Source organism: Desertivirga brevis, from assembly GCF_017355835.1.
The window spans coordinates 39,906-59,977 of the sequence record NZ_JAFEWF010000016.1 but is presented as its reverse complement, the minus strand read 5'-3'; the positions used below and the strand labels follow the sequence as shown (position 1 = coordinate 59,977).

Below are 20,072 nucleotides of genomic sequence, written 5' to 3'. Positions count from 1 at the left end.
CTCTTAGCTAAAAATCTTTAAGATCCTTTTCTTTATTTTATTTGCTGCCTTTCTCATAAGGCGTTTATAGCCGCTAACAGGTTTGTGGCCCTTCCAGGCGGTTTGGTTCAGGTATTTATAAAATTCAGTTTTAAAACTTTCCTGTGATCGGTAATTTTTAAAAATGGGTTTGATATCTAAAAAATGAACTATATAAGGATTCTCGCAGGCGTCATTAGCAAACCAGTTCCATTTGGGATCCAACTCCACCCACTCATTATATAAAGCCACGTTAAGTCCGTACTGGTCGGCAAAGTTAACATGTTTCATATTATCATACATCGCCTGCAGCACTTTAGTGGTTGTTCCCTTTGATCGCCAGGCCTCTGTATTGATCACTAATAAACCAGCGTTAAAATACTTGGCCTGTTCATCCATACCTAGTTCCTTCCAATTTGGAACCCCTCCCCAATCGCAACTTACAGTTTTTCCGATGTCCTGAACTGCAGCGATGAGCGCATCTCCTATATCAACATTGTAAAGCTTGGAAATATCATCCTGAACTATCATATCCACATCGAGATAAATGATCTTTTTTACAGATGCAGGAACAATATGAGGGCCGAATAATCTGAGGTAAGTAGTTAAAGGAAAGGCTGTATGATCAACAGGTATTTTCACATTCTCAGGAACAACGCCTTTACTTGGGTTCCAGTGTAAGGTGGTGGTATCAGGATTAATAGAGGATTGAATCCTGGTCTTATTCCGCTTTGAAATCCCGTCATCAATTATATAAAAGTCGAGTTTTTCATTTGTCTTATGATTAACTTCAACCGATTTAATTAACGCTGCAAGAAGAAGTGCATAATGGTTGTCACTTGCGGCAACAATAGAAATTGAACTTTCCAAACTCGAGGCTTTTATTTACTAGGTAAAATTAACTACTTTTTTTCGAATTTCTAAAACAAATCGAGTATATATCTGTAAGCCAATCAACAAATCCCAAATTTTCTTGAATTTTAGCGGTTCCAAACAAAGCATTTGAAGCTTCTGTTCCTTCTAACATAATCAAAATTAAAAATAGTTATGCGCTGGATAGGACGTAAAGAAAGTGGAAATATTGAAGATAGAAGATCTGGAGGAGGAGGGCTCGCCATAGGCGGAGGACTCACGGCTATTATAGCACTGATCTTTTCTGTATTAACGGGACAAAATCCTTTGGAATTAATAGGGATGAGCCAACAGGGAGGCGGACATCAGGAACAAAGAGAAGCGCCTCTAAGCACCTCGAGAGAAAATGATGAAGCAGCCCACTTTGTAGCAGTTGTTTTGGGAGACACTGAGGATGTATGGGATTCTCTTTTTACAGCTTCGGGTCAGACTTACAAAAAACCAACTTTGGTACTATTTAGTAACTCCGTGAGCTCGGCATGCGGATCTGCGAGCTCGTCTACTGGTCCCTTCTACTGCCCGGGTGATGAAAAGGTATACATTGATCTTTCCTTTTACGATGATCTGAAGAATCGATTTAACGCTCCCGGCGATTTTGCTATGGCTTATGTAGTGGCTCACGAAGTAGGACACCATATCCAAAACCTACTTGGAACCAGCGGAAAAGTAGATCAGCTTCGGGGTCGGTTAAGTAAGGAAGAATACAATAAGCTCTCCGTCAGACTGGAACTTCAGGCGGATTTTCTTGCAGGTGTATGGGCCCACCATGCCCAACAGACGAAAAATATCCTGGAGGAAGGAGATATAGAGGAAGCACTTGGTGCTGCAAATGCTATAGGGGATGACAAACTTCAAAAAGAAGCTCAGGGTTATGTAGTTCCTGATGCATTTACCCATGGTACCTCAGCCCAGCGTATCCGCTGGTTCAAGAAAGGCTACCAAACAGGTGATATTAAACAGGGAGACACTTTTTCTACAACTAACCTATAGATTATGGTACATTTTGTAGGGGATAATAGACAAAACACAAATTAAACCATAAGAAGCATTTGGCTGATAGAATAAATTATTAACATGCTAAGGGGCTCAATTTCAAATATTTCATTTATTTCCAATTTTTCCGGCTCCCTTTTTGAAGAATCTGCAACAGTAACACACTATTGTTAAACCAAAAATGGAAATTAAAATGAAAAAAATAGCTTTACTTGCAGTAGCATTCCTGGCTGGAACAGCTACGTTCGCTCAGTCAACATCAACAACAAGCACTGGAACTAAATGGGGTTTGAAAGCTGGTGTAAATATTCCAAAATACAGCTTCCACGTTAGTGACGGTGAGAACCCTGAAACAAGTACAATCACTAATTTTCATGTAACTGGCTATAGTGATATCGCTTTGAGTTCAAACTTCTCATTCCAACCAGGTATATCGTTACAGGGAAAAGGTGGTGAGTTTGGCGACGATGGAACTAATGAATACAAACAAAGCACTATGTGGATAGAAGTTCCTCTTAACCTGGTAGCTAAACTTCCGCTAACCAGCTCAGGAACTAATTTCTTTGTTGGTGCAGGACCATACGCAGCTTATGGAATTGCAGGTCAAAATAAAATAGAGAACAAAGCCAATGGCAACGAAACTACAAGCGATGTAAAGTTTGGCGACGAAGTTGGAAAAGATCTGAAATCATTTGATATGGGTTTCAACTTCATTGGAGGTTTTCAGTTAAATAACGGATTTAATATTGGTGCAGGTTACGGGTTAGGTATCAATGACCTGAGACCAAAAAACACTAGCAGGGATATGAAACAAACTAACAGGGTTTGGTCATTCTCGGTTGGTTACGCATTCTAAGAATTTATTAACACATTAACAAAAAGAAAGCCTCCCCTGTGAGGCTTTCTTTTTGCCATCACTAATTATTGTATCAGCTCACTAATCCTATACCTTCTTATATCAACATCGGTCACGTAAAAAAAACCCATTGCCCTATTACTAATATTTCCCTTTATTGTAGCGGGAGAGCTTGAAAAAATTCCACGCCAATCCGTTTCAAGGAAGACGGAGTAAAGATATTTTGAATAAGCGTCAGACATAGAGAATTTATAGATGGTTATGAACTCACCCGGACTTACCCACTCCTTCCTTTTTTGATTCAATAAGGGGTAAATGGAATTAGGTACCCCGAAAGAATGAGTATAAGAGTAGCTGACACTATCAAATTTAGAGGGTTGCCAGGAAGGTTGATTCTTATTACCGATATACCATCTCGCCGCACTATTAAAGCCGAAGGTATGTTTTGGGATATTAAGTTCGAGTCGTTTATCAGGATAACGAAGGATACTGAGTGGAATAAAATCATCAATTATATTAACTACCTGAATTAGCGAATCGATAGCTGTATATTCCTTTCCTTTGTATCTTACGGTCAACCGGTAGGGTTGGTTATACCTCTGGTTTTGAGCCACATTACCTGAGTAAATTCCAGGACTAGAGGTAAGCTTAAAAAGGATGTCCCTATGCCCGTCGTTTACCAAAACTTCAGCACCATCAATAGGAGTGGGAAGCGAGTCGGGATTATACGACGGTGCAGTTAGTTTGATATACTGATTTCTTTGCATTGTATTTATCCCACCCTCGATAATAATATCATAATCATACTTCCTCTTAGTAAAGTGAGCCTCCTCTGCGTTCTCTTTTCTACAACTAAGAACAAGCATGAATGCCAATAACGAAATTAAAAAAGCGCCCACCTTCATGCTAATACATAAATGAATAAGCTACCCATGGTAGTACTCTTGTTGATGAATTTACAACACCTAAACTATTTGTAGTTGTTGCTTGAGAAATCCTGTAATACAAGGGATTTCGTCTGTTATAAACGTTATACACTCCTCCCGAGAAGGAATGTTTCCAGCTATGTTTTGCAGCATGACTAACGGGAGCTGTATATTGAAAGGACAAGTCCATCCTATGAAAAATTGGGAAACGGGAATTGTTCTTATCTTCATAAATAGGTACTTGCGTTCCACCGTGAAAGTAAAAGCCCACTGGCAAGGTAGTCGGCCTACCAGAGGCCAGGGTGAAGAAGCTATTCAACCTCAATTGATTGCTAAAAGCGTAACTAAGATTAGTCTTGAAATCGTTTGGAATATCAAAGTTAGCAGGGAATCTCATTCCATTATTTACGTCCCTAAAGGCTCTTACTGTACGGGAATAGGTATAGCCCGCTCCTCCTGTTAGCTTGCCGATCTGCCTGTTGAAACCAACTTCTAATCCATAAGATCTGGCTTTCCCATATCTTAAAAAATCACGTATCCTGGAATTTTGGATAAGTTCGGTATGCTCAAGTATCTCAACCTGATTATTTAAATGTTTGTAAAATGTACTGATTCGAAGGGAGTAGTTTATTGGTTGATAGCTATATCCCCAGGAAAAGTGATGGGAGTTTTGGGGCTTTGTTTTCTTAGCTACAGGAAGCCAGGTTTCCAGGGAGGAGAAGGCTAGCTCATTGTTTTGAACAAGCTGCAGGAATTGGTAATTACGATTATAGGTGAAGTGTGTAAAATGATTCCTCTTTAGCCATATTGAAACGTTTGCTCTTGGTTCGGCTCCCCAATAGAGGCTATGCTCGTATGCCTTTATCAAATTTTCATTTTCGTCATACACTCCTAACCTTTCCTCGGCATTACTGAACCCCGATAATCGCAACCCTACAACTGCTGTAACCTTATCGTTGAAAGAATACTTATTAGAGACGTAGGTGCCAAACTCCCATGACTTATTAATGGGAATATTATTTTCAAGAAAGACAGAATTTACAATACTACCAGGGTTAAACTTGTGTCTGGTAACAAGGCCACCAAATTTGACTTCATGAAAAGGGTTACGGTAAAATGTAAGATCTCCCTTAAGGGTTATATCCTTTACTCCTGTTTGCCACTGCTTTTTCTCCGCCAGAGTATCAGAATTTAGATCGAGATTATTTTTATAGTCGCTATAAATGGCCGACAAATTGAAAAATATCCGGGAGTTAAAAACATGGTTCCAACGAAATGTTGATGTTAGATTACCCCAGCGGTTGCCAAAGGAGTTTTCAGAGAAAAGCTTATCCTTCCCACCATAAAAAGAATAAAACACCTTATTATTCCGGTCCAGCTGCATGTTCAATTTGAGGTTTACATCATAATAAGTAGAGTTAGGATTAACGATCCTGTAATCCTTATTGATCAGATCAAGTAAACTTCTTCTAAATGTGAGTAAGAAGGAACCTCTTTCTCTTATAATTGGCCCCTCGGCCGCTGCTCTTAATGACAATAAGCTAGCACCGCCCTTCACATGAAACTCCTTATTGTTCCCGTCGGCCATGCGGCTGTCTAATACGGAAGAGAGACGCCCACCAAAGGAAGCTGGCATAAAGTCTTTATATAGCTGAACATTTTTAATGGCGTCGGGATTGAATATAGAAACTAAACCGAACAGATGGGAAGGATTATAGATCATCGCCTCATCCAGCATGATCAAATTCTGATCGATACTACCACCTCTGACAAACAACCCTGAGCTTCCTTCCGTAAGGGCCTTAACTCCATTTTGCATTTGCAGCGCCTTAATTACATCTACCTCTCCGGCATAGTACGCAATCTGTTTCAGCTGCTCGTGACCTAAGTTCCAAATACCCTGATTAACAGTTAAAGAATCCGGTTTAAGGTTAGGTGCCACAACCACCTCTTTCAACTTGTTCTGCTTGATTGTTAAATGAAATGATAATCTTTTATCTTCTTCAACTTTTACAACTCGTTTAAAGCCCTGGTACTCGATATGGGAAATAATTAGCTCGTACGCGCCAGCAGGAACAGTAAGAGAATAAAAGCCGTATTGATTAGTGAGTGTGGAGATCTTAAGTTCGGGGATATATATTCCAGCCGCGATCAAGGGTTCACCCGATTCTTCTTCCGTAACATAACCATCAATTGTATAATACTGAATCCTTTCTCTTAGTACAACAACCCGGTCAGCCACGATAGTGTAAGTAAGGTTTCCGTGATGCAAAACTATTGAAAGGATCTCAGCAACTGTCATATTGTTGAAATCGCGGGTTATAGTTGGATTTAAAGGGATGATACCAGGATCAAAAGCAATATTAACATGGCTTTTGGCCTGAATATCGAGTAAAGCAGCTTTTAACGATTGATTTTTAAACGAAATGGTAAGGGGTTTTGCCAACGAAACCTGTACTTGACCTTTAGCCACTAATGAAACTAACAGAAAAAAGAAAACTAATAGGTCTTTCCTAAACAACATACCTGTTACCCTTCAGATGGTCTTAACAGGCTATTATATTACAATTTGGTGATTAGTACAAAAATTTGATCAATTATTTCATAATAACAAAGCCAGAACCGGAACGAGCTACTTTCACCTGCAGTGATGCAGCGATAACAGAAAGTGCACTATCCACTGTTTGATAAGACAAGGGAGCGGTTAATTTTCTATGCATCAAAGACCTGTCTTTTATTACTATATTTTTTCCGTAAACGCTCTTTAACTTGTTAACAATTTCCATCAAATCGGCGTTCACAAACGTAAGCTGTTTATTAAGCCTTTGTACCTCGTGGGCTCCTGTGTCTGGCTTTTCAGTGAGAGACTTATCATTACTCGAATAGAGGCCTGAATGCCCCGCCGATATAATCCTGGACTCTCCAGTAGCTAGTGCTTTCAAGGCAACTGTACCTGAACTAACCATAACCTTAACTGATTCTTTGTTTTTTGTAACGAAAAAATCAGTTCCAAGGTCTTGGATGGTAGCCTCGTCCGTTTTGATCAGAAATGGCTTTTCGTGGTTGTGGATCACCCTGAAAAAGGCCTCTCCCTTAACAAAGATTAATTCCCGTTTATTATTAAATCCCAAGCTGTCGTATTGAATCACTGTTCCTTCAGCCAGGGCCAACCATGAACCATCCGGAAGAGTAACTCTTTTATGTTCTCCCGCGCCTGTCTCTAATCTGTCTAATCCCCCAGACCTGAACATTAGAAGACCAATTACAAATATAACTGAAGCAGCAAGGCCATAGAGCCATTTGTAGCTTTTCTTAGTTGATGATCCAGTAGCACGCGCTTTTCTTTCTGAAGAAGATCCCCTTAGATTGAAAACTCTTGCATCTAACCCTTCATTAACCTTGCTCCATGAAGCATTTACGTCAATCTCTTTAAATGCTGCAAGTGCATCAATCTCTGACTTTATTGAATGAAATTCCTGATAGATCTTTTCATTCTCCGCTGATAATTGCCTCCAGGCCTGCAATTCCATTTTTTGATCCTCTGAAATATTACCATCAAACTCATCAACTATGAGAGTAAAAGCATATTCATTAAAATTATTCTGCATTTCCATGGATGTTATATTATTAGTGAGAATACAATAAAAATGAGCAGCGTAATAACAATTCCGTCAGCTGAAAGAGTATCTCTTAGCTTCGAAAAACCATAAGTGAGATGGTTTTTTACCGTTTTTATTGAAATGTTTAAGCGATCGGCGATCTCCTGTTGCTTCAACTTTTCAAAACGGCTCATCATCATCACTTTCTTACATTGGGGAGGCAAAAGATCAAGAGCCTTCTCAAGCCGCAGCAGGACGAGCTCTTTTTCTTCCATATCTTCCTCTAAGCTTAACGTATTTTCAGTCCACCTGGTGTATTTTTCCTGCTTTTCTGCATACACCTTTTCTTTCTTTATATAATTAATTGAAGCATTAGCTACGGATCTGACAATATAACTCTTAAAAGACTGGTTTATAGCAATATCTGCAGCCTTGTTCCAAATGTTAATGAATACATCGTTTACAATTTCCTCTGCTATCTCATGTCTTTTTACATAGCTAAAGGCAAGGATATGCAGGGTTTTATAGTGCTTTTTGTAAAACCCCTCATAGACAAGCCTATCTCCTTGCTTAATGAGAGACAGGATCTCGTAATCATTATCATTATTTGGTCCCGCAGGTTCTATTACCATTGAAAAAGAGTAGGTCACTAAATTAATCCAGATCACTCACTCTTTAAAGTAATTTGACCTCTAATTTCCTGCAGCGGATACTTCTCTGTACAAATAATAATGAACCAGTTCCCCTTAATCAGGTCTCTCTCCTGTAAGGCTGTTAGGAGTCTTTGTCCCTCTTGTCCAGATTCATAAAGGCTTGAAGCTTTCCGGGGGAGTTCATATACCAAAGATCCACTCGTTCCACGAGGGCCTTTTTTCACCTCTATCGATTTGGGATTTATCCCGGTAAACTCGATCTTATAGGTTAAGATCTTCGTTCTCTCATTATAACTTCCAGTAAAGATTCCCTTCGCCTCTGAACTAGTTCCAGACTGCTTATTATCTAACCGGGCAGTCACCTTATAACTTTTTAAAGGTGGCTTCACGGTCACCTCCTCCATCTGCAAAGTTTCCTTACTACAAGCTACTATTGCAAATTGAAGAAAAAGAAACCCTAAAAGAGTATTTTGTCTAGCCCTGCTGATGCTTACAGATTCACTTATTCTTCCCAAACCTCATATATTTCTAAATGATTAAATATAGGACAGCTAGATCAAAAAAAGGTCCTATAATTTAGGAAAATATTGAAGTACCAGTTTGAAGACCATTTTAGAAAACTAAAACCTGTCAAAAAGAAATTCTTTTATTTTATTATTGTGCCGTTTTGCACGAGAAACGAGGTAAGCTTATTAGAACAAAATTCAAAATGAGTCCCTTATAAAGAATACATTCAAACGAAAAGAAAAAAAGCGGATGTTGAAGGTAGCTTTATCTTAGCTGGGGGAAACAACTTCGCTTTGTTTGCAGAAAATTATTACATACAATAAAACAGATTACTCTAATGAAAAAAACCATTACCCTTACTATATTCTCTTTTTGTCTGACATTGGTTGCTTTGTGCGCTGAACCGGGGAGGCTCAGCAATTTCATTATCAAAGAAAGTCTATTGAGAAATGATAAGCTGGCAATAATAGCAACCGACAGCAATGAAACTCCCTTGGAAGTGTCTGGGAGATATCAATTCAACATCAATGGATTTAAGCAAGACCTCCGGTTTAACGAGGGTGTAGCCATCACACCGCAACCGATAGAAAAATCGACATTCATCTATTTAAAACATATTAATGATAGCACCTCTGTGACCAGGCTTTACTACGTATGGAAAAAAGCAGACTCGTTAACTCCGATAAAAATAAACCTCAAGCTTCTTGTGTTAATACCGATTGCTATTGTAGTATTATCCGGGTTGTTCAAGAGGTTTCTTATCTACGGAATAATTATTCTTGTAGCAATGTTCTTCTTCAATTCAAAGAACGGACTCAGCTTCCCGACGTTCTTCGAGACCCTATATGAAGGTTTAAAATCGTTTTTCTTCTAGAAAGGCAAACCGATACCGAAATTATATTGCAGGAAACCATATCTGTCTGGTGAGTTTGTTTGTCTATACTGATCTTTAAATTCTCTGTTATTAAACAGATGCTTGATTACCCACTGATCATCATCTCCAAACTGAGGATCTTTAACCTTAACACCCACATCGAACCGGAATACAAAGTAGTCAAGGTCGAAACGTAATCCTGCCCCGGTTCCTATTGCTATCTGATTAAACAGCTCATTAAGTTTAAGCTGAACTTTGGCGGAAGGAACATCACCCAGTTTGTTGAAAGTCCAAACGTTTCCATAATCTGCAAACACCCCCCCTTTTAATTTTGCACCAAAAAGATTGTCGAGCATCTTGAACCGGTATTCGAAGTTGCCTTCCAACTTGATCTCCCCCAATTGATCCAGGTTTGTTAAACGTTCGCGAATCTCCTGACTTCTTACGGCTCTGTTATAATTTCCTGGTCCCAGGGTTCGCGCTTGCCATGCTCTTATACTTGTAGACCCACCTACAAAAAATTTCTTCTCGAAGGGAAGATCTGAAATGTTTCCGTAAGGATAAGCAACTCCGGGGTTAAGTCTCGCAATAAATTGGCGTTCGCCCCCTAAACTTCTATATAATCTTAAATCAAACTCCGTTTTAGCATATTGAAGGTAGCGCAATCTGAAAAGTGTTCGAACCCCTCCATTCTTAGGAAGGTCAAGTGCGTTGGCTAGCAGGGCCAGGGTATTTCCACCAACATCAGTAAAATTTCTGAAATAAATAAAGTTCTCGTAGCTATTCAATTTGATGTTATTGAATGTGAAGCTATACTGGCTTCCTAAATTTATATACTGCCTGTCGTTCGTTTCAACGTAAATTCGGTTTCCCTGCTCTATTAGAGTATCTCTAAAGGCAGGATCTAGTCTCCCATCGCGATACTCTATATTGATTGGCGTTAAACTATGGAACCTGAATGGTGTTTCTGCCCAATTATAAGTAATGGAGTTTATAAATAGCCTATTCGAGAGAGCATTACTCCAATCCGAAACTTGAAGACTACTGGAGATCGTTGTTCTGGGAATTCCAAAACGGCCCATAGAAGGAATACGGAATGGCGCTAGCAGACGTGGGAAAGTAAGATTGGCCCCAATTTGAAAATCCCTGTTATACAACCTGTTCTGATCGCGCCAATCACGCAAGATGCCGTAACGGAACTTGACGTCAAGTTGTTCTGCTCCTCCGAAAACATTTCTGTTCGAATAGGTATTTCCGATGTTAAAACCGCTGCTTCCTGAATTAAAAGTGAACTCGCCCTCCACCCTATTGCTCATTTTTTTTAAAGGAGTAGCCAGAATGTTAACATCAAGATTTGTTGAGTCGTCTTTGCGTTTCGTGTATTCTATGGAAATGTTTTTAAAGACGTTCAGCTCGTACAAACGGTTATAGGTCAGATCACGTTTTTCGTTATCGTAGAGATCAAATTTGTTGAAGAAGATATATTTTGAAAATGGCTTGAACCTGAAACGGCCAGAATAATCTTTAAAATAATATTGAGAATCTACAACCAGAGATTTTGGGCCCTTTCTTGAAAGCGAATCTCCATTACTGGTATTTACAGTAATATTCGTATTAAAAATATTATAGACCAAATGCCGGTCCCGGTTAGGGGGATTATTAATTATAGCGTTTACATCAACCAAATGATTTCCAATATTGGTATCTAATAGACAGTGCATGTATTGCTGCACATAATCATAGTAGCCGTTATTTTTAAGCATATCAAATACTTGCATGCTTTCATATTTTAGAGAATCTTCATCATAACGCATCCCTTCACTTATCCGGGTAAAAGCACTTCGCCTTGATGAATACAGATCCTTCACGGCAGAATCAGGAATTTCATAGGAGTAATTCCGCAATTTATAAGAGGGACCTTGCGTTGCGACGAACGTTACAAAGGCTCTCTTTTTTTGAACTTCAACCTCTGCCTTCACCTTAGCTCTAAAAAAACCTTTTTTAAAAAGAAACTTCTCGATTTCATTTCTCGATATCTCTACCATAGTAGAGTCGAGAATATGAGGAGCCTCCCCGATATCTTTAATCCTGTCTGTTCTATACTTACCGTCCTTAGTATTCAAAAGATTATACAATGCAAGGTTTAAACGCGAATTAGGACGAACACTTTGTTGAATATACAAACCTGCTTCTTCTGTAAATTGGTTGTCTACTCCCTTTATCTTTGAACTTCTAACAAGAGCTTCATTTTCGTTTAGATAGCGCGTAGGTGAACAACCAGAAAAGATAAGCAGCAAAAGCGCTATACTTGCAAGCAGGAAATTATATACGTTTAAATATGCTTTCAAAATCTCAAATTAGTTTTGTAAATGCATTACAACAAAAAAAACAAAGAAAAGAACAAGGGCTCTTTATTGCAGAAGGCGTAAAATCAATAACTGAATTTTTAAATTCTGATTATACGGTATCCTCAATTTATTGCACTGCGGACTACCTCGAAAGGTTTAGCAAATTAACACAAAAAGTAAAAATTCATGAAGTTACGGATGCCGAAATAAAAAAACTAAGTGCTCTGACAACCCCACAGCATGCTCTCGCTCTGGTTGAAATCCCAGAAAAAACGGCTATCGTGCCAGAAAGTTTTAAAGGGAAATTCTCATTGGTTTTAGATGGCATACAAGATCCGGGCAATATGGGTACAATTATCAGAACAGCAGATTGGTTCGGGTTCGAAGATATAATCTGTTCAAATGATACAGTAGATGTTTTTAATCCAAAGGTAGTTCAGGCTACTATGGGTTCCCTTTCTAGAGTAAGGGTCACCTATCTGGAATTGCAGCCCTTTCTGGCAGCGGTTAAATTGCCCGTTTACGGTGCATTATTAGACGGTGAAAATATTTATACTAAGAATTTTAAAGAAGAGGGACTTGTTATTTTAGGTAACGAAGGCAAGGGGATTTCAACGCAAATTATAGCGGAAGTAACTGAATCAGTGACTATACCAAGGTTCGGAAAAGCAGAATCTCTGAATGTTGCAATTGCCGCTTCGATTTTTTGTTCAGAAATAAGAAGAAAATCATTTGACATAAAGAGATAAATTACTATTTTTGCGTTCCTTAAAAACAAGGAAATGGTCGGATGGCCGAGTGGCTAGGCAGAGGTCTGCAAAACCTCCTACAGCGGTTCGAATCCGCTTCCGACCTCAGTAAATATTTTAAAAAGAATACCATGGGAGTTACACGTTTAAAAAGAAAAGACAGAAAGAATAAAACGGTATCGCGCCTGGAGGTTCAGTTTCTTAAGTTAGGTCGTAACCTTGAATTAGGTAGCCGTTCTCAAGAATCTGCTAAAAGCCAGATCGCAAAGAACAATGCTGTTTTAGCTCAAATCGAAGCACAAGCAAAGTAATTAAAGCTTTTCGAACCATATAAAAAAGCGCTTTTTTATTAAAAGCGCTTTTTTATTTTAAACCAATTTCTCTTCTAAGCCTTCTTCCTTTAACTATTATACTCCATCTATACCAAACTACCTTCCAAAGCGTATTTATACTAGAAAGAGAATTCAATGGTATTAGTGCTGATAGTATTCCTTATCATATTTGCCTGGATGGCTTATGAGATTATAAACGCCCCGATTAGGAAAGACGAAGAATAAGTAAGATTTTTAAATGATCAGAGCATGTGCTCAAGGTTAATGCTAAGACCTGCACACGCTCTAAGATCTACTATGCTTTTTCTGTTGATAAAGTCTCCAAATAACTAATAAGCTCCTGCAACTTTACAGGTTTGGATATATAGTGATCCATGCCTGCTTTAAGGCATTCTTCCCGGTCCTCTACCATAGCATTGGCAGTCATCGCCACTATTTGCGGCTGCCGTGTATAATTCTTTCGAATAAGTCTAGTAGTCTCCAATCCATCTAATTCGGGCATCTGTACATCCATTAAGATTATCTCGTAAAATTCCTTATCGAGCATTTGGAGAGCAATTCGCCCATTCTCTGCCAGGTCAGGTACATATCCCAGCTTATTAAGCACTTTAACTATTAATTTTTGGTTTACCAGGTTATCCTCAGCAACAAGGATTTTGAATGGATACTTCAAAGCAAAATCCTCAGACAATACTTTTGGTGCAGCAGGCGCAGCTATTGGCAATTCCACTACAGACGAAAGTTCCTTCTGGATCACTTTATACAGGTGTTGTTGCTTCACGGGTTTGGTAAGTATTGAAGCAAAGAGATCAGGATATTTCTTTTTGGTCTCATCTCCGATAGAGCTTAAAAGAATGATAGGCAACGAAGCGTGGTTTCTCTTAATAAGCTTACTCAAATCCACTCCATCCATCTCCGGCATCTGCATATCGGTGATCACGAGGTCGTACTTCTTCCTGCTGGATAGTAGACCCAAAGCATGTTCTGCAGAGGAAGCTAATTCTGGAACCAACTTCCACTGCTCCATCTGAATTTTAAGTATTTTCAGATTCGTTTGGTTGTCGTCAACCACCAACACCTTTTTGCCTTCAAGACCAGACAAATCGTAAGTAACACTTGCCAGATCGCTCTTCGCACTTGCCTCAGCACTTATATAAAAGCTGAAGGTAGCACCTTTTCCAAACTCACTTGATACCGTAATATCTCCGCCCATCAGTTGTACGAGGCGCTGACAAATAACAAGACCAAGACCTGTCCCTCCATATTTCCTCGTTGTAGACGAGTCAACCTGAGAAAAAGCTTTAAATAAAGATTCTATCTTCTCCTTAGGTATTCCAATTCCAGTGTCCCTTACATCGAACTTGAGACTAAAGCCATGTCCTGTTGTTTGTATTTCGCTTACGCTTAAGAATACTTCACCATGGCTTGTAAATTTAATGGCATTACCAACCAGGTTGATCAGGATCTGCCGTAGCCTCATCCCATCCGCTACAACCATAGAAGGAATAGCGGGATCCAGATGATAAATAAGATCAATACCACTTACAGCAGCCTTACTGGAAAACAGATCCAACACTTCCTCAACACATTGTCTCAAATTGAAATCGTGAGGATCTAACTCCATGTTACCAGATTCGATCTTTGAAAAATCGAGGATATCGTTAATAACATTTAGCAAAGCTTCTCCACTGCTGTATATAGTATCGGCATACTCTCTTTGCTCTTCATTAAGCTCTGTTTCGCACAAAAGGGCCGTCATTCCCAAAACGCCATTCATCGGGGTTCTGATCTCGTGACTCATGGTTGCCAGGAACACACTTTTTGCCTGATTTGCTTTTTCTGCATCCTGACGTGCGAGTTCAGCTTCTAAACGTGCCTGATTTTCCTGTTCTTTCTGGCAAAGCAGCTCCCGGTTAACTTCCTGTAATTCTTCCGACTGGCTCTGGAGCTCTTCTGACTGGCTTTGCAGTTCTTCTGACTGAGCCTGCAGCTCTTCAGATTTATGCTGCAACTCACTGTTTAGCTGCTCAAGATCTTCTTTCTGCTTATTGATCTCTTCTGTTCGCTCTTTTACAAGCTTTTCCAGGTGTTGCCTTTGCTCCCGAATCCTTCTTATCCTATATTTATCTCCATAAAGTCCCCCTGCAACAACTATGGTCAAAATCAATACTTTGAACCACCAGGCTTCCCAAAAAGCCGGCTCTATAATAACTTTAATAAAAATTCCTTTTTCATTCCATAACCCATTGCTATTGGTAGCTTTAACCCAGAAAAAATACTCTCCAGGAGGCAAATTTGTATAAGTAGCTTTACGTTCATTGCCTAAATAAATCCACCCCGAATCAAAGCCCTCCAATCGATATGCATACTGAACTTTGCCACTAGACGAAAACTCAAGGGCTGAAAATTCGAAAGTAACATATTTTTGATCATGCACTAACCTAACCTCTTTTGCTTCTGAAATCGACTCTTTCAATGGAGAGTTTTTCCCTGGAGCTACAGGTTTATTGTAAAGATATAAATTGGTAAAAACGATCTTTGGAGGTACAGTATCTATAATGATCCTGTCTGGATAAAAGCTATTAAAGCCCATTACTCCACCAAAAAAAATCTCCCCATCGGCGGCTTTATATGATGCCCCCCTCAGAAACTCGTTACTCTGTAAGCCATCACTCATCTGATAAGAAATAACCTTTTCTGTTGCAGGATTATATTTTGCAACCCCCTTATTAGTACTTACCCATAATTCACCTTTGCTGTCTATTTCCACAGCATTTATATTATCGTTAGGTAAACCATGTTTTTCGCTAACTACTTTAAACTTGCTGGTTTTGGGATTTAAACAGTTCAATCCTCCCCCGGCGGTTCCAATCCAAACATTCCCCGATCTGTCAACCGATAAGCTATTGATGAGATTATTAGATAGAGAGTTCCGGTTCTTAGCCTCATGTTTGTATTGCAGAAATACATTGTTCCGCGTATTGAAATAAAGTAAACCCTTATCCGAACCCAGCCATAAGTTGCCTCCTTTATCTTCTTTTATATCATAAATAACATTTGAAGCAATTGTTCTGCTATTTCCTGGCCTGTTCTTATATGCCCTGAAAGTTCCCGTCTTAGCATCAAAAAGATTCAATCCTCCCATCCATGTACCAATCCAAATGTTTTGGCGACTATCAACGAAAATTGAATAGATCCTGTTATCTGATAGAGAGTTACTTTTAGTTGATTCGTGCAAGTATGAACGCCATTTACCTGTTTTAAAGTTGAAAACACAGATTCCCTTGTCATGAGTTCCGAACATTATCTCCTCACTATTGATCTGGGCAATTGCATTGATGTTATTACTTACTAAGCCACTTTTAGTGCCACCGAGCTTGTAATGATTATACTTTCCGTTGGGAAGGATTTCATCAACACCTGTTTCCGTGCCCACCCAAACATGATTCCTGGAATCCTTAAGAACACATTTTACAAGATTACTGCTGAGGCTGTTTTCTTTTAAGGCTATAGACTTGTAGTGTTTAAACATGTCTGCCTGCTTACTTAAGAAACTAATACCGCCGCTATTAGTACATAGCCAAATAGTCCCGTCTGGATCCTCGTAAATATTTCGAACAGTATTATGAGAAAGAGTCCGGCTATCATATGGATCGTGCTTGTAAACTGAAAATTTTCTTGCTATTGGATCGTAAATAGATAGACCTTCAGCCTCGGACCCGATCCATAGGCGTCCGTCGCTGGTTTCGGCTAATGCGATAAGATGATTGCTCCCGATGGAATTTGGATTACCAGGACTATTTTTTAGGCTTTTAAAAGATTTTGATGCAGGATTAAATAAGGATAAGCCTCCTCCCTCGGTAGCAGCCCAAATATTTCCTCGTCTATCCTGAATTATCTTTTTTACATTTTTCGCTCCTATGCTGGAGGGGTCGGATGAATTATAAAGGTGGTTGGTAAAGGTATTTTTCTCAGGATCATAAATACTAATACCTGCGTTGGCCGTTCCTAGCCAAATCTTGTTATCAATCCCTGTAATGGAATTAATATCATCATCTCCTATGGAGGCAGGATTACCATCCGCATGAAGAAACTCCTTATAAATACCATTAGTTGGATTGAACAAGAAAAAGCCGCTCTTAGATCCTATCCACATCCTGTTCTTAGAATCCTGGTAAATTGCCTTTACATGAAGAGTCTTCTTATAGGGATAATGAATGAAGTTATCCTTCAAAGGATCGTACCGGTCCAAGCCTGCATTACTTCCAATCCAGAGCTGACCACTTCTATCTAGATATAGGCTACTTTGGTAATTACTGGATATGCTATTCGGCTCCTCAGGATTGTAACGATAAACCTTAAAATCATTACCATCAAACCGGTTGAGTCCATCGCGGGTAGTAATCCATAAAAAGCCCTTTTTGTCCTTTACAACACTCGTAACATTACTTTGAGACAAACCATTTCTTGTGGTTACTCTCCTAAACCTCAAATCGTTATCCTGCGAATAAACAAGCACAGGAAATAACATTACAGCGAGAAGAGATACGTAAAGAAACCTTATATTTCGTAAATAATCAGTATGCATAAAAAGGAGGCTAACTATCATCAAATCCTTCAAAGCGTGGGTACACTAGAAGCCTGAAGCACGATTCAATACTTATTAAATATTGATGGTTACGTGAAATAAATTGGTATTGGAAGCTGAATCACGAACGTAGTAAAAATGGTTCGATATTTTTGTCAGGATCATTAATCCATAATGTTCGATGAGATTTGTATCCAGATTCACGCTTTCCATAGGAAATTCCTCCAGTTCAAAAGCAATTCGATTTTCGTTTTGAATAACTGCATGAAGGTGAGAAAAATCATCGTTATATATTTTAATTTTTTCACCTATATATTGCTTAGATAAAGGCCAGCTGATAGGAGGCCACCCTGTGTAATGTTCCAGGTAAAAAGGCCTGCCTTTATCTAATTTCATCAACTCAATCTTATGATTTTCAATAACTACCGAAATTGAAGATGTATCTGTATTGGAGTGTTTTACAGCATTAGTAAGCAATTCAATCAAGGCTTGCTTGCAATCGCTAATCTTGTCCTCGTAAACCTCAGACGGGAAATGAATTTTCACAAAAGAAATAATTTCGTTCAACAGCGAAAACATGACTTTAGAGTCATTTGAAAAGAGAAAATCTCTTTCAATATGTGTTGTTGACGAAAGTTTATTCTTATGCAAAAACATCCGGGACTGTATTGTAAACCTTAAAAACCTTGTTCATTCTGATTAAACTGAACAAATTATTTATATCCTTATTTAGTTCAGCCACGGCAATATCACCACCTTTTGACATTGCGTACTTTAATACGGATACAAGAGCACCAAGAAAGGAACTATCCACATATACAACATTTTCAAAACTTACCACTATCTGGCTACTTCCTTTATCTACCAACTGCTGCATTTCCGTTTTAAATTGATCTGCCACATCCAGATTGGCTTCTTTAATCAATAATTTTGCAACTGTGTAGTTATTGTGTTGTGAAGTTTCTAACATTTTATTTATTTTAAATTCTTTCGATGAATAGCAAGCTACAGTCGTCTACCAGCTCTTTACTTTTTTTATCAGAAAAAGTTACATTTTTTATCATATCGAGGGTCTCCTCTCGGCCAAGCATAGGTTGAATTAAATTAAAGAACAGATCGTAATCACTCTTCTTTTCACCATTTTCCTCAAAATCAATCATACCATCTGAAATTACCAAAAGCTGATCACCAGGCATAAGCTCAATGAGCTCTTCATTGTACTGACCTTCGAGCATAACACCTAATAATAGGCCTGAGGAGTTAACTTTTAAGCTCTTCTTTTCTTTTGCTTTATACCAGATCAGGGGAAGGTCCCCAGCGCCTGAATAATACACCTTCCCTGTTTCGTGCTCTATCATGAGTAAGGACAATGTAGACAGAACATCTCCGAGCACTGGATCCATAAAAATAACCTTGTTTATCTTCTGTATAATGCTGGCAGTTGAAAGGTCTCCATCAAAGACACAAAGCCTGATGGCAGACCGTATATAACTGAGAAAATTAAAAGAGAAGAACCAAGCCCCCCATTTCTTACCCATTACGTCACCCAGGATCATAAAGGTAAAACGGTTATCGAAGCGTATGAAATCTATAAAGTCTCCCCCAGGATAATCTTCGAAACTTTTATAGAGGAAGTTGACTTTGAACCCCTCTACAACTGGTGGTCCGGAAGGAACAGAACTTAAATTCAATGCCTCTGCTGCTACCCGTATTTCGTTCATTGACTTCTCATGCTGCTTGCGGATAGCCTGAAGAATATTATTCAATTTAGAAACTACCAGGGCTACTGGTGTTTCTTTATCGATGTAATCCACAGCAAGCATGTCAAGCCCCCGTTGAATCATATCCCTGTCGGTATACGAGGTTAAGAATACAAACGGAATATTTTTCAGTCGTTTATCGTTTAAAACAACTGATCTGAACTCAAAACCATCCGTTCCTGGCATTTGATAATCGGAAAGAATGATATCAGGAAGCTCTGTCTTCAATATCTCTAATGCATCAGCCACGGAATTGGCAGATAAACACTGAAATCCCTCCGTACTTAAGGCCTTGTCGAATAGCGTCAAGATAAACCTGTCATCATCAACGAGCAGAATTTTTTTCTGGGATTGAGGCATATGATCTAGTCAGCGCTATTATGATTGGTACGAATAATAGATCTGATGAGCAAATATACACCAGCCAGCACAATTAACAGAGCAATCAGATCCATTAATGTAAATCCATCATCTGTTGTGAAGTAATAAATGGTGAACATTTCGAACTCTGCAGGCTGAGGAAGCACTATAAGCGCAAAACCAAGGGTAATAAGAACAATCGATGTAAGTATCAGGACTAGTTTCAACAACCTTTCGGCATACAGATATTTCTTCGAAGCCTTGCTATCCACCTGATAGGTTGATAGGAGGTTCTCCAGATCATCGACCATCTCAAGACGGGATGCCCATGGATCGTCTAATTTCTGAAATGCTTTAAACCTATCTTCCTCCTTCGACAGGGCGGAGTTAAACTTCGACTGGAATCGCTGCACAGTTTGGCTATCCAGATCACTTTCATTTAAAAGTATAATCAGTTCGTCTAGTTTTTTTTCAATCGACACTACGTTATTATCCAACTCCGCAAAGCGGGCTAATTGATGATCCAGGCTATTTCTCTTTTCCAAACCGCTTTTTTAATTTAAATTGTATCTTCCCCGTTTAAATAGCGTAAAAATT

At 39.0% G+C, this 20,072-nt stretch carries 17 protein-coding genes and 1 tRNA gene; 6 read left to right on the top strand and 12 right to left on the bottom strand.

The features are described from left to right. Window positions 1-3 precede the first annotated feature (3 nt). Complete coding sequence (locus J4N25_RS26030; RefSeq protein WP_207424824.1) at window positions 4-888, bottom strand: glycosyltransferase family 8 protein; 885 nt, start codon at window positions 886-888, stop codon at window positions 4-6. 177 nt (window positions 889-1,065) lie between these two features. On the opposite strand from J4N25_RS26030, the gene ypfJ reads away from it, so the two are divergent. Together ypfJ and J4N25_RS26020 are read left to right on the top strand one after the other, a co-directional pair. Continuing rightward, a complete protein-coding gene (gene ypfJ, locus J4N25_RS26025; RefSeq protein ID WP_207424823.1) occupies window positions 1,066-1,920 on the top strand; it encodes a KPN_02809 family neutral zinc metallopeptidase in 855 nt (284 codons plus the stop codon). A gap of 196 nt (window positions 1,921-2,116) precedes the next feature. Next, window positions 2,117-2,779, top strand: a complete 663-nt coding sequence (locus J4N25_RS26020; RefSeq protein ID WP_207424822.1) for a porin family protein — start codon at window positions 2,117-2,119, stop codon at window positions 2,777-2,779. Between the two features lie 65 nt (window positions 2,780-2,844). Here J4N25_RS26020 and J4N25_RS26015 read toward each other — a convergent pair whose 3' ends face one another. The 5 genes from J4N25_RS26015 to J4N25_RS25995 form a co-directional block, all read right to left on the bottom strand. Next, window positions 2,845-3,645, bottom strand: a complete 801-nt coding sequence (locus J4N25_RS26015; RefSeq protein WP_242696037.1) for a DUF4249 family protein — start codon at window positions 3,643-3,645, stop codon at window positions 2,845-2,847. A 40-nt stretch (window positions 3,646-3,685) separates the two neighbouring features. Continuing rightward, entirely contained in the window at window positions 3,686-6,229 is a 2,544-nt protein-coding gene (locus J4N25_RS26010) for a TonB-dependent receptor domain-containing protein (RefSeq protein WP_207424820.1), read from the bottom strand. 73 nt (window positions 6,230-6,302) lie between these two features. Next, window positions 6,303-7,313, bottom strand: a complete 1,011-nt coding sequence (locus tag J4N25_RS26005) for a FecR family protein (protein ID WP_207424819.1) — start codon at window positions 7,311-7,313, stop codon at window positions 6,303-6,305. An 11-nt stretch (window positions 7,314-7,324) separates the two neighbouring features. Further along, on the bottom strand, window positions 7,325-7,936 hold the full coding sequence (locus J4N25_RS26000) for an RNA polymerase sigma factor (RefSeq protein ID WP_207424818.1): 612 nt from the start codon (window positions 7,934-7,936) through the stop codon (window positions 7,325-7,327). A gap of 32 nt (window positions 7,937-7,968) precedes the next feature. Then, window positions 7,969-8,472, bottom strand: a complete 504-nt coding sequence (locus J4N25_RS25995; protein ID WP_207424817.1) for a CHRD domain-containing protein — start codon at window positions 8,470-8,472, stop codon at window positions 7,969-7,971. A 329-nt stretch (window positions 8,473-8,801) separates the two neighbouring features. Here J4N25_RS25995 and J4N25_RS25990 point away from each other — a divergent pair, with 329 nt between their 5' ends. Next, window positions 8,802-9,338, top strand: a complete 537-nt coding sequence (locus tag J4N25_RS25990) for a hypothetical protein (protein WP_207424816.1) — start codon at window positions 8,802-8,804, stop codon at window positions 9,336-9,338. On the opposite strand, the gene tamL is transcribed toward J4N25_RS25990, so the two are convergent. After that, window positions 9,335-11,686: a translocation and assembly module lipoprotein TamL gene (gene tamL / locus J4N25_RS25985; protein ID WP_242696034.1), complete on the bottom strand. Its 2,352-nt coding sequence runs from the start codon at window positions 11,684-11,686 to the stop codon at window positions 9,335-9,337. The genes J4N25_RS25990 and tamL overlap by 4 nt on opposite strands. On the opposite strand from tamL, the gene J4N25_RS25980 reads away from it, so the two are divergent. The 3 genes from J4N25_RS25980 (at window position 11,677) to J4N25_RS25970 (ending at window position 12,746) form a co-directional block, all read left to right on the top strand. Beyond that, on the top strand, window positions 11,677-12,435 hold the full coding sequence (locus J4N25_RS25980) for a TrmH family RNA methyltransferase (protein ID WP_207424815.1): 759 nt from the start codon (window positions 11,677-11,679) through the stop codon (window positions 12,433-12,435). The two genes, tamL and J4N25_RS25980, sit on opposite strands and share 10 nt — an antisense overlap. A gap of 35 nt (window positions 12,436-12,470) precedes the next feature. Next, window positions 12,471-12,541: transfer RNA gene (locus J4N25_RS25975), tRNA-Cys, on the top strand. 25 nt (window positions 12,542-12,566) lie between these two features. Beyond that, entirely contained in the window at window positions 12,567-12,746 is a 180-nt protein-coding gene (locus J4N25_RS25970) for a spore protein (protein WP_207424814.1), read from the top strand. Between the two features lie 316 nt (window positions 12,747-13,062). Here the strand turns inward: J4N25_RS25970 and J4N25_RS25965 are convergent, their stop codons facing one another. The 5 genes from J4N25_RS25965 to J4N25_RS25945 all read right to left on the bottom strand — a co-directional run bounded on the left by J4N25_RS25965 (window position 13,063) and on the right by J4N25_RS25945 (window position 20,020). Continuing rightward, window positions 13,063-17,355, bottom strand: coding sequence for a two-component regulator propeller domain-containing protein (locus tag J4N25_RS25965; protein WP_207424813.1), 4,293 nt, complete (start codon window positions 17,353-17,355; stop codon window positions 13,063-13,065). A 75-nt stretch (window positions 17,356-17,430) separates the two neighbouring features. After that, window positions 17,431-17,934, bottom strand: coding sequence for a hypothetical protein (locus J4N25_RS25960; protein WP_207424812.1), 504 nt, complete (start codon window positions 17,932-17,934; stop codon window positions 17,431-17,433). A 64-nt stretch (window positions 17,935-17,998) separates the two neighbouring features. Further along, on the bottom strand, window positions 17,999-18,325 hold the full coding sequence (locus tag J4N25_RS25955) for an STAS domain-containing protein (RefSeq protein WP_207424811.1): 327 nt from the start codon (window positions 18,323-18,325) through the stop codon (window positions 17,999-18,001). A gap of 10 nt (window positions 18,326-18,335) precedes the next feature. Then, complete coding sequence (locus J4N25_RS25950; RefSeq protein ID WP_207424810.1) at window positions 18,336-19,475, bottom strand: PP2C family protein-serine/threonine phosphatase; 1,140 nt, start codon at window positions 19,473-19,475, stop codon at window positions 18,336-18,338. Window positions 19,476-19,480: 5 nt separating this feature from the next. Beyond that, window positions 19,481-20,020: an Asp23/Gls24 family envelope stress response protein gene (locus J4N25_RS25945; protein ID WP_207424809.1), complete on the bottom strand. Its 540-nt coding sequence runs from the start codon at window positions 20,018-20,020 to the stop codon at window positions 19,481-19,483. Window positions 20,021-20,072: the final 52 nt, after the last annotated feature.

Bases quoted from the DNA above. Each gene is read 5' to 3' on its own strand.
- J4N25_RS25960 (WP_207424812.1), bottom strand. From the start codon at position 17,934: ATGTTTTCGCTGTTGAACGAAATTATTTCTTTTGTGAAAATTCATTTC.
- J4N25_RS25965 (WP_207424813.1), bottom strand. From the start codon at position 17,355: ATGCATACTGATTATTTACGAAATATAAGGTTTCTTTACGTATCTCTT.
- J4N25_RS25955 (WP_207424811.1), bottom strand. From the start codon at position 18,325: ATGTTAGAAACTTCACAACACAATAACTACACAGTTGCAAAATTATTG.
- J4N25_RS26020 (WP_207424822.1), top strand. From the start codon at position 2,117: ATGAAAAAAATAGCTTTACTTGCAGTAGCATTCCTGGCTGGAACAGCT.
- J4N25_RS25970 (WP_207424814.1), top strand. From the start codon at position 12,567: ATGGGAGTTACACGTTTAAAAAGAAAAGACAGAAAGAATAAAACGGTA.
- J4N25_RS25980 (WP_207424815.1), top strand. From the start codon at position 11,677: ATGCTTTCAAAATCTCAAATTAGTTTTGTAAATGCATTACAACAAAAA.
- ypfJ (WP_207424823.1), top strand. From the start codon at position 1,066: ATGCGCTGGATAGGACGTAAAGAAAGTGGAAATATTGAAGATAGAAGA.
- J4N25_RS25990 (WP_207424816.1), top strand. From the start codon at position 8,802: ATGAAAAAAACCATTACCCTTACTATATTCTCTTTTTGTCTGACATTG.
- J4N25_RS26010 (WP_207424820.1), bottom strand. From the start codon at position 6,229: ATGTTGTTTAGGAAAGACCTATTAGTTTTCTTTTTTCTGTTAGTTTCA.
- J4N25_RS26015 (WP_242696037.1), bottom strand. From the start codon at position 3,645: ATGCTTGTTCTTAGTTGTAGAAAAGAGAACGCAGAGGAGGCTCACTTT.
- J4N25_RS26005 (WP_207424819.1), bottom strand. From the start codon at position 7,313: ATGCAGAATAATTTTAATGAATATGCTTTTACTCTCATAGTTGATGAG.
- J4N25_RS25950 (WP_207424810.1), bottom strand. From the start codon at position 19,475: ATGCCTCAATCCCAGAAAAAAATTCTGCTCGTTGATGATGACAGGTTT.
- J4N25_RS26000 (WP_207424818.1), bottom strand. From the start codon at position 7,936: ATGGTAATAGAACCTGCGGGACCAAATAATGATAATGATTACGAGATC.